The organism is Streptomyces lomondensis (assembly GCF_014651035.1).
GTDB lineage: Bacteria > Actinomycetota > Actinomycetes > Streptomycetales > Streptomycetaceae > Streptomyces > Streptomyces lomondensis.
This window is the reverse complement of record NZ_BMWC01000003.1, coordinates 42409-58338: the sequence shown is the minus strand read 5'-3', so window position 1 is coordinate 58338 and position 15930 is coordinate 42409. Positions and strand designations below refer to the sequence as shown.

Genomic DNA, 15930 nt, shown 5'->3' with positions numbered 1-15930 from the left:
GGCGATGCAGTTCGGACGCACCTACGAGGAGTTCGAGGTCGGGGCGGTCTACAAGCACTGGCCCGGCAAGACGGTCACGGAGTACGACGACCACCTGTTCTGCCTCCTCACCATGAACCACCACCCGCTCCACATGGACTCGAACTATGCGGAGCAGACGACGGACTTCGGCAGGAACGTCGTCGTCGGGAACTACATCTACTCGCTGCTGCTCGGCATGTCCGTCCCGGACGTCTCCGGCAAGGCGATCGCCAACCTGGAGATCGAGTCGCTCAGGCACGTGGCACCGACCTTCCACGGCGACACGATCTACGGCGAGACGACCGTGCTCGACAAGTGGCCGTCGAAGTCGAAGAACGACCGCGGCATCGTCCACGTCGAGACCAAGGGCTACAAGCAGGACGGCACGCTGGTCTGCGTCTTCCGCCGCAAGGTGATGGTGCCGACCGAGACGTACATCAAGGAGCGCGGCGGCGAGCAGCCCGGCCGCCCCGAGCTCAGGGAGCAGGAGAAGTAGCCATGGCGCGACTCGCCCAGACCGCCGGTCTGACGGACGTCCAGCAGGAGATCCTCTCCACCGTCCGGGACTTTGTCGACAAGGAGATCATCCCGGTCGCGACCGAGCTGGAGCACCGCGACGAGTACCCGCAAGCGATCGTCGACGGGCTGAAGGAGTTGGGCCTGTTCGGCCTGATGATCCCCGAGGAGTACGGGGGCCTGGGCGAGTCGCTCCTGACCTACGCGCTGTGCGTGGAGGAGATCGCCCGCGGGTGGATGTCGGTGTCCGGCATCATCAACACGCACTTCATCGTGGCGTACATGCTCAAGCAGCACGGCACGCAGGAGCAGAAGGACCACTTCCTGCCGAGGATGGCGGCCGGCGACATCCGCGGCGCGTTCTCGATGTCGGAGCCGGGCCTCGGCTCGGACGTCTCGGCGATCACGTCGAAGGCGGTACGGGACGGCGACGAGTACGTCCTGAACGGCCAGAAGATGTGGCTGACGAACGGCGGGACGTCGTCCCTGGTGGCCGTCCTGGTGCGAAGTGACGAAGGTCACCCCGAGGGCACCGCGCCCCACAAGTCGATGACGACCTTCCTGGTCGAGAAGGAGCCCGGCTTCGGCGAGGTCCGCCCCGGCCTCACCATCCCCGGGAAGATCGACAAGATGGGCTACAAGGGTGTCGACACCACCGAGCTCATCATGGATGGCCTGCGGATTCCCGCCGATCGTGTGCTCGGCGGGGTCACCGGCCGTGGTTTCTACCAGATGATGGACGGCGTGGAGGTCGGCCGCGTCAACGTGGCGGCACGTGGCTGTGGCGTCGCTCAGCGTGCGTTCGAACTGGGTGTCCAGTACGCGCAGCAGCGTCACACCTTCGGGAAGCCGATCGCCCAGCACCAGGCCATTCAGTTCAAGCTGGCCGAGATGGCTACCAAGGTCGAGGCCGCGCATGCGATGATGGTGAACGCAGCTCGCAAAAAGGACTCCGGGGAGCGAAACGACCTTGAGGCTGGGATGGCGAAGTACCTCGCCTCCGAGTACTGCAAGGAGGTCGTCGAGGATGCCTTCCGGATCCACGGCGGCTACGGCTTCTCCAAGGAGTACGAGATCGAACGCCTCTACCGTGAGGCGCCGATGCTGCTCATCGGTGAAGGTACCGCCGAGATCCAGAAAATGATCATCGGCAGGCGGCTGCTCGAAGAGTATCGATTCCAGGGCTAGATGTCCGGATACGGGGTGTTTTCTTGGAGAAGAAGATCACACCCCGTCAGCACTCTTCGGCCGCCGACTCGGCTGCCTGGCTTACCCAGTTAGGGCCCCGAGCCGCTACGATCGCCGGAAAGCCGCCGTCCCCCGTCAGAGTGCGGCATCATCCGCTACGAAGGTCATCCATGCCCCACAGCCAAACCTCTGCACCTCGCGACAGCCGGGCCGGCGTACGCCTCGCGCGCGGAGCATCGCCGTGGCTCCTTCCGACCGTCGCCACCGCAGCCCTCAGCCTGGCCCGGGCCCGCCGCTCCGGCGCCGCCAAGGCCGTCGCCGTTCCCGCCACCGCGCTCGCGGCGGGGATGCTGTGGTTCTTCCGCGACCCCGAGCGCGAGATCGCCCAGGGCCGGGTCATCTCGCCCGCCGACGGTGTGGTGCAGAGCATCATGCCGTGGAAGGACGGCCGCACCCGCGTCGCGATCTTCATGAGCCCGCTGAACGTCCACGTCAACCGCGCGCCGCTGGCCGGCACGGTGACGTCGGTCGAGCACGTGCCCGGTGGCTTCGTTCCCGCCTTCAACAAGGAGAGCGAGAACAACGAGCGCGTCGTCTGGCACTTCGACACCGAGCTCGGCGACATCGAGATGATCCAGATCGCCGGCGCGGTCGCCCGCCGCATCGTTCCCTACGTGCCCCAGGGCACCAAGGTCGAGCAGGGCGAGCGGATCGGCCTGATCCGCTTCGGCTCGCGTGTCGACCTCTACCTGCCCGAGGGCGTGGAGGTCGCGGTCGAGGTGGGACAGAAGACCGTGGCTGGGGTGACTCGCATTGACCGTGATTGATCCTGACACCAAGGCCGGCTGGGTCCCGGACGCCGACGAGGTCGACGAAGAAGAGGAGATGCCCCTCTCTCTGCGCCTGTCGATAGCGGACACCCTGACGCTCGGCAACGCCACGTGCGGCTTCATGGCGGTGTACTTCACCACCACCGGCATCCTGATCCCGCACCTCACGGGCAGCCAGGAGACCGGCATGGCCCGCCACAGCGCGGCCACGGCGGTCATCCTCATGCTCTGCGCGGCGGTCTTCGACCTCTTCGACGGGCTGGTGGCGCGCAAGCTGCGCTCCTCCCCCATGGGCGCGGAGCTGGACAACCTCTCCGACCTGATCAGCTTCGGCCTGGCGCCGGCGTACTTCGTGCTGGTGTACGGCATGGTCGCGGACGACGCGCACCAGCGGGTGGCGGCGGTCGGGGCGATCGTCGTCCTGCTGGCGGTGGTGCTGCGGCTTGCGCGGTTCTCGTGCGTCACGGTCAAGGACGGCACCTTCCAGGGCATGCCGTCGCCGTTCGGCGCGCTGACGGTGGTGTCCATCGTGCTGCTGGAGCTGCCCTTCGTGGCGACGCTGCTGGCGATCCTGGGGACGGCGTGGCTGATGGTGTCGCGCGTGGAGTACCCCAAGCCGCGGGGTCGACTCGCCGTGGCGATGCTGTCGTGGATCGTGCTGAGCATGGGGCTGCTGGCGGCGTGGGCGTTCGACGCGCCGAGCGGGCAGCTGCTGCTCCAGACGGGCTGTGCGCTCCAGCTGGTCATGGGGGCGGTGATCCCGCTGTTCGCGACGGCCCGGCGGGTGAACAACTTCCGCGACAACCGGCGTGAGGCGCGGGCGGCGCAGCTGCCGTAGCGTTGCACTGGCTTGGGCCCCGGACCGGGTTTCGGTTCGGGGCCCTTTGCTTGTCTTGAGCCTGTGCCCACCCGCCGCCCGGCACGGTCGGACAGGAGGCGCTGTCTCAGGTCAGGAAATCGCTGGCGACGCGTTCCGCCACCCGCTCCAGGATCGGCCCCGCCTCTGCGATGCACTTCGCCACGTCCGGCTCCGCGTCCGTGAGGGGATACACCCGCCGGAAGCCGGCCCGGCCCAGGACCTCGGGGCGCAGGGCGAGGCGGCCGCAGACCGCGACGACCTCCTTGTCGGCGGCTCGGGCGGCCGCGGCGACGCCCGCCGGGGCCTTGCCGTGGAGGGTCTGCTCGTCGAGGGAGCCCTCGCCGGTGATGACCAGGTCGGCACGGTCCAGGGCGGGCGCGAAGCCCAGGACGTCGAGCATGACCTCGATGCCGGGGCGGAAACGGGCGCCCAGCAGCAGCGCGCCGTAGCCGATGCCGCCGGCGGCTCCCGCGCCCGGCGAGGCGGCGTACTCGGCGGCCTTCGGGCCGAACGGTCCTTCCAGGGTCTTCGCGAAGTGCGCGAGGGCGGCGTCCAGGGCCGCCACGTCGTCCGGCGAGGCGCCCTTCTGCGGGCCGTAGACCGCGGGCGCGCCCTTCGGGCCGGTCAGGGGATTGTCCACGTCGCTCGCGAGGACGAACTCGATCTCGGTGAGGCGCGGGTCGAGGCCCGACAGGTCGGCGGTGGCCAGCTCGGCGAGACCGCCGCCGCCCGGGGGCACGGGCTCCCCGTCGGCGTCCAGGAACCGGGCGCCCAGCGCGGACAGCATCCCGGCACCGCCGTCCGTGGTGGCGCTGCCGCCGACCCCGAAGACGATCGTGCGGGCACCCGCGTCCAGGGCGGCCCGCAGCAGCTCGCCGGAGCCGTAGGTGGAGGCGGTGAGCGGGGCGAAGACGCCGGCCGGCAGCCGCTGGAGGCCGCTCGCCTCGGCCATCTCCACGACCGCGGTGCCCTCCCGCAGCGCGAACGCCGCCGTCACCTCGTCGCCGAGGGGGCCGGCGACACGTACCTCCCGGCGCTCGAACCCGGCCGCGACCGCCGCGGCCACGGTGCCGTCGCCGCCGTCGGCCACGGGCAGCGCCTCGACCTCCAGGTCCGGCACGACACGGCGCAGCCCGGCCGTGACCCGCTCGGCGACCTCCACGGCCGTCAGCGACCCCTTGAACTTGTCCGCGGCGACGAGCACCCGCTGTGTCCTGCGGGCATCGCTCACTGCATCGTCCGCCACTCGCACTCCCCTTGCTCTCCGGGCCCTCACGCACGTCAGGGCCAGTCGCGCCGCAGCGACCTTAACCGGAGGAAGTCCCAGTCGTCAGCCTCCGCCCATCCTATGGACCGGGCTCAGGGGCGCGGGGCTGTGTCACATGTGCGGCTACCGCCGCGCGGGCGCGACCAACCACAACGGACCCGCAGCCGCGCGCACACCGCAGCACCCGCCCCTGGGGCGTCCTGCTGAAACCGGGTAGACCATCACCATGGCCCTTGCGCGCACGGAGACAGACCTCACCGACCGCATCCTCGGCGGCTGGCAGGGCCGCATCGCGGGCAACATGCTCGGCAAGCCGGTCGAGCAGGGCGAGGTGTGGACGCGCGACCGCATCGACCGCTACCTGCGGGAGGCCGCCGCGCTGCCGCTGACCGACTACCTGCCCGAGCCGATCAGCGAACACGACGGCTTCGAGCTGCGCCCCGAATGGCGCCAGTGCGTCCGCGGCCGCATCCACGGCAGCTGCCGCGACGACGACGTCGACTACGCGATCCTCGGCCTGGACCTGCTGGAGACGCACGGCTTCGGGTTCAGCACCGAGCAGGTCGGCGACCTGTGGCTGCTGCGGCTGCCGTACCTGCAGACGTTCACCGCCGAGCGGGTCGCGTACCGCAACCTCGCCAACGGGCTCAAGCCACCGCTGACCGCGACGTACGACAACCCGTACCAGGAGTGGATCGGGGCGCTGATCAGGGCCGACATCTTCGGCTGGACCTGCCCGGGCGTGCCGCGCCGGGCCGCCTCGCTGGCCCGGCGGGACGCGGTGCTGTCGCACACGGGCAACGGGGTCTACGGGGCGATGTGGGCGGCGGCGCTGATCGCGGCGGCGTTCACGGCGCCCACGGTGCGGCACGCCGTCGACGAGGCCCTGGCCGTGATCCCGGGGAGCAGTCGCCTGGCCCGCACGGTACGCCGGGTGGCCTCCCTGCACGACACCGGGCTGTCCTGGGAGGACACGCTCACCACGCTCGCGGAGGAGACCCTCGGGATGGGCTGGATCCACACCGTCCCGAACGCGGCCGTCCTGACCGCCGGCCTGCTCTACGGCGACGGCGACTTCACCCGGACCATCACGCTGACCGTCCGCGGTGGCCTGGACACCGACTCCAACGGCGCGACGGCGGGTTCCGTCGCGGGCGTGTTCGGCGGGGCGGCGGCCATCCCGGACCAGTGGAAGGCTCCGCTGGAGGACACGGTCCGCAGTGCCGTGTTCGGCTTCGACGGGGTGCGGATCAGCGAGCTGGCGGAGCGGACGGTGCGGCTGGCGGAGTCGGCGGCCTGACCGGTGGGAACCGGTTCCCGTGCGGATGAGGCGGCAGCCGGTGGTTACCCTGCACCGATGACCACCTCACCTGACTTCGCCGCCTACATCGCGTCCCTGCCCCGCGTCCTGGCCGGCGCCGCCGCGCTGTTCCGGGACGGCGAGGGCCGTGTGCTGCTCGTCGAGCCCAACTACCGGGAGGGTTGGGCGCTGCCGGGCGGCACCGTCGAGTCCGACGGCGGCGAGACCCCGCGCCAGGGCGCGCGGCGCGAGACGGCCGAGGAGATCGGCCTGGACCGTGAGCTGGGCCGGCTGCTGGCGGTCGACTGGGTGCACGGCACGGGCCGGCCGCCGCTGGTGGCCTACCTGTACGACGGCGGCGTGCTGGGCGAGGACGACCTCAAGGCGATCCGTCTCCAGGAGGAGGAGCTGCTGTCCTGGCGGCTGGTTGCACGCGAGGAGCTCACCGAGTACCTGCCGGGCGCGCTCGGCCGCCGGGTCCTGGCCGGGCTGGACGTCCTGGCGGACGGCTCGGGCACGGCGGAGCTGGAGAACGGCCACCGGGTGTCCTGACCCGGGCCGTCCGCTCGGCACCGCCCCGTTCGATATCCGCTCGCCGCTCCGGTACGGCCCGGCCTACCCTCGGTGACATGGTCAAGCCACTCGTCGCGCTGCTCACCGGTGCCGGTATCAGCACGGACTCCGGGATCCCGGACTACCGCGGGCCGAACGGGCTGTGGCGGCGGGATCCGGAGGCCGAGAAGCTCGTCACGTACGAGTACTACATGGGCGACCCGGAGATCCGCCGCCGCTCCTGGCAGATGCGGCGCGGGAACCGGACGCTCCAGGCGGAGCCCAACGCCGCGCACCGGGCGGTCGCCGAGCTGGAGCGGTCCGGGGTGCCCGTGCGGGTGATCACGCAGAACGTGGACGGGCTGCACCAGCTCGCCGGGATGCCCGCCCGCAAGGTGCTCGAACTGCACGGCACGGCGCGGAGTTTCGTGTGCACCGGCTGCCACGCGCGCGGCCCCATGGAGGACGCGCTCGCGCGGGTCGAGGCCGGTGAGGACGATCCGCCGTGCCTGGAGTGCGGCGGGATCATGAAGTCGGCGACGGTGATGTTCGGCGAGCGGCTCGACCCCGTCGTGCTCGGCGAGGCGGTCGCCATCAGCAAGGCCTGCCAGGTGATGGTCGCCGTCGGCACGAGCCTTCAGGTCCAGCCCGCCGCCGGCCTCGCCGGTGTCGCCGCCGACCACGGCGCCCGCCTGATCATCGTCAACGCGGAGCCGACGCCGTACGACGACCGTGCCGACGAGATCGTCCGCGAACCCATCGGCACGGCCCTGCCCGAGGTGTTGCGCGGCCTCACGGCCGAGGAGCGGCCCGCAGGTCCTCCAGGCGCGTGAGCGCGTCCCGGGCCAGGTCGCGCTCGGCGTCGGTGAGGTCGACCGCGGCGGCCCGGGCCAGGGCGGTCGCCGCCGTCTCCTGGTCGCCGAGTCGTCCCGCGGCGTCCGCGCGCAGGACGAGGAGCTGAAGCAGCTGGAGGCGCGTCGGTGTCTCGTCCGTCATGCCCAGCACGCGGTCGATCACCTTCGCGGCGCCCGCCGCGTCGCCCTTGGAGTCCGCGAGGAGGGACGCGTGGTGCAGGGCCCGCGCGAAGGTCTCCTCGGGTGCGGGTCCGTGGTCCCGGGTCTCGCCGGTGCGCTGCCCGACGCGGACGCAGTTGCCGCCGGGATCGGTCATCAGGAACTGCCGCACGCCGTACGACATGTCCTTGACCGACCCGAACCGCGGCAGCCCCCGGGTGGGGACCCTGCCGTACGCCGCCCGGAGCCCCGCGCGGAACGCCTGGTAGAGGCCGTCGACGTCGTCGGTCAGGACGTAGCAGGTGCTGAGCGATCGGTCGGGCTCGCAGTGCTCGTCGCGAAGAACTGGAGCTCGATGCCGCCGCGTTCCACGACGGCGTACGGGTTGGGGCTGCGCTGCTGGTACGTCACCTCGAAGCCGAGGGCGGTGTAGAAGTCGAGAACGGGCGGGAGGGCCCGGCACGGGAGGATCGGGATCGTTTTCTCCGGCATGCCCTCAGTCTAGTCAAAATTGACTAGACTGAGGATCCGCTCAGTTGAAAAGCGCGGCGCCCCGCTCGAAGTCCAGCAGGCGCCGCTTGCGGTCCAGGCCGCCGCCGTAGCCGGTCAGGCCGCCGTTCGCGCCGATGACGCGGTGGCAGGGGACGATGATGCCGACGGGGTTGCGGCCGTTGGCGAGGCCGACCGCGCGGGAGGCGGTGGGGGTGCCGAGGGCGTCGGCGAGTTCGCCGTAGGTGCGGGTCTCGCCGTACGGGATGCGGCGCAGCCGGTCCCAGACAGCGCGCTGGAACGGGGTGCCATTCAGGCGCAGTTCGACGGTGAACTCCTTGAGCTCGCCCGCGAAGTAGGCCTTCAGCTGCTCCTCCGCCTCCGCGAAGAGGGTGTCGTCGCGCGGGCCGAAGGTCTCCTCGGGGGGGCGGTGGCGCTGCTCGGTCATGTAGAGGCCGCACAGGACGCCGTCGTCGGCGACGAGGGTGAGGGGGCCGTACGGGCTGTCGGTCACGGTGTGCTGCTTCATGGAACGTCCCTATACCGGAAGGAAGTTGATGGGGTGGCTGTCGGTCGCCCAGAGGTACTGGACGGCGTACGCCCGCCAGGGGCGCCAGGCCGCCGCGCGGGCGGTGAGCGCGGCCGGGGTCGAGGGCAGGCCCAGTTCCCGGGCGGCGCGGCGGATGCCGAGGTCGGTGGCGAGGAAGGCGTCGGGGTCGCCGAGGGCGCGCATGGCGATCACATCGGCCGTCCAGGGGCCGAAGCCGGGCAGGGCCAGGAGCTGCGCGCGGGTCTGCGGCCAGTCGCTCTCCACGCCCAGCTGGAGGGAGCCGTCGGCGAGCCGGCGGACCAGGGTGGTGAAGGTGGCCCGGCGGGTGCGGGGCATGGCCAGCGACTCCGGGTCGGCCTCCGCGAGTGCCTCGGGGGACGGGAAGAGGTGGGTGAGGCCGCCCTCGGGGTCGTCGACCGGGTCGCCGTGCGCGGTGACCAGGCGGGCCGCGTGGGTGCGGGCGGCGGCCGTGGAGACCTGCTGGCCGAGCACGGCCCGGACGGCGAACTCCGCCTCGTCGACCGTGCGCGGCACCCGGCGGCCCGGTGCCTTGTCGACCAGCGGGGCGAGGACCGGGTCCGTGCGCAGCTGGTCGTCGATGGCGACCGGGTCCGCGTCCAGGTCGAGCATGCGGCGGCAGCGGCTGATCGCGACGGTGAGGTCGCGCAGGTCGCTGAGGGTGAGGCGGCAGGCGATGTGGTCGGGGTTCGGGGTGAGGGCCACGATGCCGTGGCCGTACGGCAGCCGGAGCGTGCGCCGGTAGGCGCCGTCGCGCCACTCCTCCACGCCGGGTACGGCGGTGGCGGCCAGGTGGCCGAAGAGGTTGTCGGGGTTGAGGGGGGCGCGGAACGGCAGGCGCAGTGTCAGCGCGCCCGCGGTACCGCCGGTGCTCGTCTTCGGCGCCCGGGTCCGCAGCTCGCTCGGGGACAGGGCGAAGACCTCGCGGACCGTGTCGTTGAAGGTGCGGATCGAGGAGAAGCCGGCGGCGAAGGCGATCTGTGCCATCGGCAGGGGCGTCGTCTCGATGAGCAGCCGGGCCGTCTGTGCGCGCTGGGCACGGGCGAGCGCGAGGGGGCCGGCGCCCAGTTCGGCGAGCAGCTGGCGCTCGATCTGCCGGGTGCTGTAGCCGAGCCGGGCGGCCAGGCCCGGCACGCCCTCGCGGTCGACGACGCCGTCCGCGATCAGCCGCATGGCGCGGGCCACGAGGTCGGCGCGCTGGTTCCACTCCGGCGAGCCCGGGCTGGTGTCGGGCCGGCACCGCTTGCAGGCCCGGAACCCGGCCTGCTGGCAGGCCGCCGCGCTCGGGTGGAAGACCATGTTCTCCGGCTTGGGCGGCACCACCGGGCAACTGGGTCGGCAGTAGATGCGGGTCGTCAGGACGGCCGTGAAGAACCATCCGTCGAACCGCGCGTCCTTGGACTGGACGGCGCGCACGCAGCGCTCGGTGTCGGTGTGCATCCCCATCTGCATGCGTCCAGCATCGGGCACCGGCGGGGGCCGGGTCTGGCGAGAATCCGACATCGACCTGTGCGCGCGGCACCGCCCGGCAGGCACAGATGAAGATTCATTCATGTGTTCGTGTGGGGGCCGGTACGATGACGTCATGGGTCATGGAGCCGTCATCCCCGCGCAGGACGCCAGCGAGCGCGTACGCCTGGACGCGGACAACGTCGCGAAGGTCGCCACCACGCTCCAGGCCCTGTCCACACCCTCCCGGCTGCTGATCCTGGCGCGGCTGCGGGAAGGCCCGCTGCCGGCCACGGAGTTGGCCGCCGAGGTGGGCATGGAGCAGTCGGCCTGTTCGCACCAGCTGCGGCTGCTGCGCAACCTGGGCCTGGTGGTCGGCGAGCGACGCGGCCGTTCGGTCGTCTACGCGCTGCACGACCACCATGTCGCCGAGCTGCTCGACCAGGCCGTGTACCACGTGGAGCACCTGCGCCTGGGCATCAGTGACACCGCCGAGTGAGCCGGCCCCGGCGTCCGCGCGCCGGATGTGGCCCCTGTACGCGGCCGGCTTCACCACCGCCTTCGGGGCGCACGGCATCGCCGCGAACCTGGGCGCCTCCGGCGAGGACGCGGTCACCTCACTGCTCGTGCTCGGCGGGCTGCTGGCGCTGTACGACGGGGCGGAGGTGCTGCTGAAGCCGGTGTTCGGCACGCTGGCCGACCGGGTGGGCGCGCGGCCCGTGCTGCTGGGCGGGCTGCTGGCCTTCGCCGCCGCCTCCGCGGTGTACGCCCTGGCCGGCTCCCCCGGCTGGCTGTGGGCCGCCCGGCTCGGGCAGGGCGCGGCGGCCTCGGCGTCTCGCCGGCGGCCGCCGCCCTGGTGGCCCGGCTGAACCCGGCGGCGAAACACGGGCGGGCGTTCGGTAGTTACGGCTTTTACAAGTCGGTCGGCTACACGCTCGGGCCGCTGCTCGGCGGGCTGCTGATGTGGGCGGGCGGGCTGTGGCTGCTGTTCGCCGTGCTGGCGGTGCTGGGCGCCGGGGTCGCGGTGTGGGCGCTGGTGGCCGTGCCCGTCGTGGCGCCCCTTCCCCGGGCCCGGCAGACGGTGCTGGACCTGGCGCGGCGGCTGGCCGACCCGGTGTTCCTGGTCCCGACGGCGGCGCTGGCGGGGGCGACGGCCGCGCTGTCGGTCGGGGTGGGCTTCCTGCCGGTGTCGGGTGCGGTGGCCGGGCTGGGGACGGTGGCGACCGGGGCCGCGGTATCGGTGCTGGCCGCCTGCGCGGCGGTCGTCCAGCCGCGTGCGGGGCGGGCCCTGGACACCGGCCGGATCACGCCGCGTTCCGGGCTCACCGCCGGTCTGCTGCTCACGGCGGCCGGTCTCGCCTCGGCGATGCTGCCCGGCCTGCCGGGCGTCCTGCTCGCCGCCGCCCTGATCGGCACGGGCACCGGCCTGATCACCCCGCTCGGCTTCGCGGCCCTGGCCTCGTCCACCCCTCGGGAACGCCTCGGCCAGACCATGGGCACCGCCGAGCTCGGGCGCGAACTGGGGGACGCGGGCGGCCCGTTGCTCGTCGCCGGGGTGGCCGCGGCGACGACGCTGACGTACGGGTACGGGGCGCTGGCGGCGCTGCTGGCCGCCGGGCCGGTGGCGGTCGCCGTGGCGGTGGGGGTACGGCGGCGCCGTACGGTCGGCGCGTAGGCCGCCGGTGGTCCCCATGGCGATGGGACCGCTGCCAGCACGGGGCACGGGCCGGGGAGCCGAACGCGCTCCCCGGCCCGTGCCCCGGTCCGCTCCGCCTACTCCGCCGCTGTCGGGCGGCGCGAGAGGGCCATCGCGTCGGTCACGTCCGTCAGGGGACGCAGCCGGTAGGTGTACGCGTAGTCGCGGTTGGCGAACAGCTTGAACTCGTCGTGCGGGTGCGCGCCCCAGCTGTTGTCGCCGCCCACGCCCGTCTGGCGGTGGTTGACCCGGAGGACCACCGCGTCGCGGGGCGTGAGCTGGTAGTCGTGGCGGGCCCCGACCGACAGGTCCTCGGGCGTGAAGTGCGAGGCGTTCACCTCCACCAGCGGCTCACCGCAGACGAGCAGTCCGCGGCCGCCGGAGTCCGTCAGCGCGGCCCAGCGGACGTCGGTCTTGTTGCCGTTCTCCTGGGGGCGCAGATAGGGGGTCCACTGCCCGGAGACGGTGCCGGAGTACAGGCCCACGTCGGTGGCGTTGTTGCGGTCCCACATGTTCTCCTCGGGGCCGCGGCCGTAGTAGTGCAGCCGGTCAAGGCGGCGCGGCAGGAACAGCAGGGTGCCGACCTCGGGGATGTACGGCAGGTTCGCCGCGCCCGGGTGCAGGGTGTTGTCGACCTTGATCTCGCCGTTGCCGAAGACCGTGTAGGTCGTGCTGTAGGTGGACTGCGCGCTGGTGGGCAGCGTGCCGGTGCAGGTGATCTCGACGGCCCGGTCGCTCAGCGGCCGCACCCGGACGTCCGCCACCTTCCGCCGCGCCCCGGCGTCGCGCCACGTCTGGTTGCGGGTGTGGTGGCCGTTGCCCCGGTCGTTGTCGGTGGGCGCCCGCCAGAAGTTCGGGACGGGCCCGGAGGTGATCAGAGGGGTGCCGGCCGCCTCGTACGAGGTGATGGTGCCGCTGCTCTTGTCGACGGTGACGGAGAAGCCCTTCCCCTTGACCGTGACGGTCGTGTCGCCGTCGGTGTGGCGCAGGGCGGGCACGCTGCTCAGCGGCGTTGGTTTCACGGCCGGGCTGCCCGCGTCGAGGGCGAGCTGCTGCTTGGCCACCTCGAAGCCGGCCTTCGCCCACTTGGTGCGCTCCTTGGTGGTGAAGGAGAGCTCCAGGAAGTACTCGGTGCCGGGTTCGGGCTTGGCGGGCAGCCGGACCGGGACCTTGATGTCCTTGCTGGTCAGCGGTGCGACACTGAGCTGGTCGCGGGTCAGCCGGCCGCGCTGGACGACCTTGCCGTCGGCGACGAGGGACCAGCGGCCGTCGAACTCGCGCAGGTCGGTGAAGAGGTACTCGTTGGTGAGGGTGACGGCGCCGGGGCCGCCCGAGGCCGAGGTGGCGTTGATCGCCTGGTAGATCTGCTTGACCTCGGCGGACTTGCCGGTGAGGGCGCGGTCGGGCAGGACGATGCCGTCCCCGGCGAAGGCGCCGTCGTTCGGGTTGTCACCCCAGTCGCCGCCGTAGGCGTAGAACGTCTTGTCGCGCGGGCGCTGCTCGGTGACGCCGACGGTGGCGGCGTCGAACCAGAACCGCACGCCCTCGTCGTCCGGACCGCGGCTGTCGGAGGCCAGCTCCGACGCGCTGAGCGCGCGGGCGTACACGCGGGCCCGGCGGATGGTGCCGCTGAACTCGCGGGTGGGGTTGTCGACATCGGTGGCGAGCGCCAGGGACGCGGTGTTGACGGCGGGGCGCCGGGTGGTGGTGCGGGTGCCGCGCACCTGGCCGTCGACGTACAGGGTGAGCGTGCCGGCGTCCGCGTCGAAGACGCCCGCGATGTGGTGCTCCTTGCCCGTCCAGTCGTCGGGCAGGGCCCAGTTCGCGGTGACCCACTGGCCGCCGCCGTGGATGAAGAACTCCAGGTTCCTGTCGGTCTGCTTGAGGGCGTACTGGGTGTCGCCCTTGGCGAGGATGGGCTGGTGGCCGTAGGCCACGTCCGGGGTGACCCAGGCCTCCAGCGTGAGGGAGCCGGTGAGGTCGAGGCCGGGGTCGCGGGGGAAGACGGTGCCGCCGGAGACGCCCTTGGCGCGGTCGAAGGTGCCGGCCGGCGCGATGATCTCGCCGCGCAGCGCGCCCGGGCCGGACTCGGTGAGCAGCTTGCGGGTGGGGGTGGGCCAGCGCAGGGCCTGGTCGGCGAAGTCCCAGATCCAGCCGCCCTGGAGGACGTCGTAGCGGCGGACGATGTCCCAGTACTTCTTGAAGTTGCCGTTGGAGTTCCCCATGCCGTGCGAGTACTCGATCATCACGTACGGCCGGGTGTCACTGGTGTCCTTGGCGCGCTGCTCGACCCGCTGCGGGCTGTCGTACATCTCGGAGCGGATGTCGCTGATGCCCGGGCGGTCGTCGCCCTCGTACTGGATGACGCGGGTGGGGTCGTAGGAGCGGATCCAGTCGTACATGGCGTTGAACGTGGTGCCGCCGCCGGCCTCGTTGCCGAGGGACCAGATGACCACCGAGGCGTGGTTCTTGTCGCGGTGGACCATGTTCTGGGCGCGCACCACACACGCCTCGGTCCACTCGGGGTGGCCGCTGCCGGGGTACCGGTCGCGGATGCCGTGGGTCTCCAGGTTGGTCTCGTCGACGAGGTACAGGCCGTACTCGTCGGCGAGTTCGAGCCACAGCGGGCTGTTGGGGTAGTGCGAGGTGCGGACGCTGTTGATGTTGAGCCGCTTGATGATCTCGATGTCCTCGACCATCTGCGCGCGGGTGAGCGCGGAGCCGGTGACGGGGTGCATCTCGTGCCGGTTGGTGCCGCGGAAGGACACCGGCTTGCCGTTGATGCGCATCAGGCCGTCCTTGAGCGCGAACTCGCGGAAGCCCACCCGGTGCGAGAGCGTCTCGACGACCTTGCCGGACGGGTCGCGCAGCCGCAGCACGGCGGTGTAGAGGTTCGGGTGCTCGGCCGACCAGAGCCGCGGCGAGGGGACGGCTCTGGACGCCTCGACGGTGGCCTCGTCGCCGTCGGGGACGTCGGCGGGCAGGTTCAGGGGCCGCGACCAGACGGCGTGACCGCGGGCGTCGTACAGCTGGGTCTCGACGGTGTAGCGGCCCGCGCCCTCGCCGCCGTAGTCGCGGACGTGCGCGGTGACCTTGAGCTCGGCGGAGGTGTAGCCGTCGCCGAGCGGGGTGTCGAGCTTGAAGTCGCGCAGGTGCACGTTGGGCGTCGAGTACAGGTGGACCGAGCGGAAGATGCCGCTCAGCCGGATCATGTCCTGGTCCTCCAGCCACTCCGCGTCGGAGTAGCGGTACACCTCGACGGCGATCTGGTTGGTGCCCGGCTTGAGGTGGGCGGTGATGTCGTACTCGGCGGAGGTGTAGGAGTCCTCGTGGTAGCCCACCAGCTCGCCGTTGATCCACACGTAGTGGGCGGACTTCACGCCCTCGAAGTGCAGGAAGGTGCGCCGGCCCGACCAGTTCCGGGGGACGGTGAACGTACGGCGGTACTGGCCGACGGGGTTGTAGCGGGTCGGGGCGGCCGGCGGCTGCGCGTCCTCGCCGCCGCCGTTCGGGCCCCACCAGGGGTAGGTGATGTTGACGTAGATCGGGAAGTCGTAGCCGTGCAGCTGCCAGGCCGAGGGCACGGGGATGGTGTCCCAGCCGGAGTCGTCGACGTCGGTGCGGTGGAAGTCGGCGTCCCGGTCGTCGGGGCGGTCGGCGTAGGCGAACTTCCACGTGCCGTCGAGGCTCAGCCGGTACGGCGAGCGCTCGCGGTCACCGGCCAGGGCCTGTCCGAGGTCCGCGTACGGCGTGAGCGTGGTGTGCGGCGGCTCGGTGCCCACGCGGTACACGGACAGGCCGTCGTTCCACTCCGGCGGGCCGTCCGCCGCCGGTCGCCGGCCGGCCGCGTACGCCGTGGCGGGCGACGCGGACAGGGCGAGCGCGCCGAGCACGGCGGCGCCGCCTTCGAGCAGACGACGACGGCTGACGACGGGCCGGTCGGCGGGGGACGGGTGCGGGTGCGGCATGACCGTGGCCTTCCTCGGTTCGACAGGGTGCTGCACGGACTGAGGGCACGTCAGATGCGCTCCTCAACTGCCCACCGGTGATGGGTGTTTCTGTTGAGAATCGTGGCAACTGACGGTGACGGAGCAACTGCTGAGCAGGCACACCCTAGGACTCGAACACAACCGAAGCAATGACCCCGTCGGACTTTGTGCGGTCCTGATGATTAGCCCCCGA

Annotated in this window: 13 protein-coding genes and 2 pseudogenes; 10 read left to right on the top strand and 5 right to left on the bottom strand. The window is 71.9% G+C overall.

What is annotated here, in order from left to right; genetic code table 11:
* Window positions 1-4 precede the first annotated feature (4 nt).
* The 4 genes from IE255_RS11800 to pssA all read left to right on the top strand — a co-directional run bounded on the left by IE255_RS11800 (window position 5) and on the right by pssA (window position 3393).
* Window positions 5-517, top strand: a complete 513-nt coding sequence (locus IE255_RS11800) for a MaoC family dehydratase (RefSeq protein ID WP_190050163.1) — start codon at window positions 5-7, stop codon at window positions 515-517.
* A 2-nt stretch (window positions 518-519) separates the two neighbouring features.
* Window positions 520-1725, top strand: coding sequence for an acyl-CoA dehydrogenase family protein (locus IE255_RS11795; protein ID WP_190050162.1), 1206 nt, complete (start codon window positions 520-522; stop codon window positions 1723-1725).
* Window positions 1726-1895: 170 nt separating this feature from the next.
* A complete protein-coding gene (locus tag IE255_RS11790; protein ID WP_184990621.1) occupies window positions 1896-2552 on the top strand; it encodes a phosphatidylserine decarboxylase in 657 nt (218 codons plus the stop codon).
* 58 nt (window positions 2553-2610) lie between these two features.
* On the top strand, window positions 2611-3393 hold the full coding sequence (pssA, locus tag IE255_RS11785) for a CDP-diacylglycerol--serine O-phosphatidyltransferase (protein ID WP_050810223.1): 783 nt from the start codon (window positions 2611-2613) through the stop codon (window positions 3391-3393).
* A 106-nt stretch (window positions 3394-3499) separates the two neighbouring features.
* Here the strand turns inward: pssA and IE255_RS11780 are convergent, their stop codons facing one another.
* Complete coding sequence (locus IE255_RS11780; RefSeq protein WP_190050738.1) at window positions 3500-4618, bottom strand: glycerate kinase; 1119 nt, start codon at window positions 4616-4618, stop codon at window positions 3500-3502.
* A 289-nt stretch (window positions 4619-4907) separates the two neighbouring features.
* On the opposite strand from IE255_RS11780, the gene IE255_RS11775 reads away from it, so the two are divergent.
* The 3 genes from IE255_RS11775 (at window position 4908) to IE255_RS11765 (ending at window position 7366) form a co-directional block, all read left to right on the top strand.
* A complete protein-coding gene (locus tag IE255_RS11775; protein WP_190050161.1) occupies window positions 4908-5981 on the top strand; it encodes an ADP-ribosylglycohydrolase family protein in 1074 nt (357 codons plus the stop codon).
* Between the two features lie 57 nt (window positions 5982-6038).
* A complete protein-coding gene (locus IE255_RS11770) occupies window positions 6039-6533 on the top strand; it encodes an NUDIX domain-containing protein (RefSeq protein WP_190050160.1) in 495 nt (164 codons plus the stop codon).
* Window positions 6534-6610: 77 nt separating this feature from the next.
* Complete coding sequence (locus IE255_RS11765) at window positions 6611-7366, top strand: SIR2 family NAD-dependent protein deacylase (protein WP_190050159.1); 756 nt, start codon at window positions 6611-6613, stop codon at window positions 7364-7366.
* On the opposite strand, the pseudogene IE255_RS11760 reads toward IE255_RS11765, so the two are convergent.
* From IE255_RS11760 to IE255_RS11750, 3 genes and pseudogenes are all read right to left on the bottom strand, one after another.
* Window positions 7326-8038, bottom strand: a pseudogene (locus IE255_RS11760) (bleomycin resistance protein). The gene IE255_RS11765 and the pseudogene IE255_RS11760 overlap by 41 nt on opposite strands.
* A gap of 40 nt (window positions 8039-8078) precedes the next feature.
* On the bottom strand, window positions 8079-8564 hold the full coding sequence (locus IE255_RS11755; protein WP_190050158.1) for a methylated-DNA--[protein]-cysteine S-methyltransferase: 486 nt from the start codon (window positions 8562-8564) through the stop codon (window positions 8079-8081).
* A 9-nt stretch (window positions 8565-8573) separates the two neighbouring features.
* Complete coding sequence (locus IE255_RS11750) at window positions 8574-10055, bottom strand: AlkA N-terminal domain-containing protein (protein ID WP_308280916.1); 1482 nt, start codon at window positions 10053-10055, stop codon at window positions 8574-8576.
* A 133-nt stretch (window positions 10056-10188) separates the two neighbouring features.
* On the opposite strand from IE255_RS11750, the gene IE255_RS11745 reads away from it, so the two are divergent.
* The 3 genes and pseudogenes from IE255_RS11745 (at window position 10189) to IE255_RS40560 (ending at window position 11727) form a co-directional block, all read left to right on the top strand.
* The gene (locus tag IE255_RS11745) at window positions 10189-10551 is read left to right on the top strand and encodes an ArsR/SmtB family transcription factor (RefSeq protein ID WP_190050157.1); all 363 of its coding nucleotides are present in this window, start codon (window positions 10189-10191) and stop codon (window positions 10549-10551) included.
* A pseudogene (locus tag IE255_RS40565) lies at window positions 10475-11289 on the top strand (MFS transporter); the annotation flags it as partial. The gene IE255_RS11745 and the pseudogene IE255_RS40565, both read left to right, overlap by 77 nt.
* Window positions 11269-11727 carry an MFS transporter gene (locus IE255_RS40560; protein ID WP_444546187.1) on the top strand — a complete coding sequence of 153 codons (459 nt, stop codon included), beginning with the start codon at window positions 11269-11271 and terminating at the stop codon, window positions 11725-11727. The pseudogene IE255_RS40565 and the gene IE255_RS40560, both read left to right, overlap by 21 nt.
* A gap of 98 nt (window positions 11728-11825) precedes the next feature.
* Here the strand turns inward: IE255_RS40560 and IE255_RS11735 are convergent, their stop codons facing one another.
* Window positions 11826-15716 carry a glycoside hydrolase family 2 TIM barrel-domain containing protein gene (locus IE255_RS11735; protein WP_190050156.1) on the bottom strand — a complete coding sequence of 1297 codons (3891 nt, stop codon included), beginning with the start codon at window positions 15714-15716 and terminating at the stop codon, window positions 11826-11828.
* Window positions 15717-15930 lie beyond the last annotated feature (214 nt).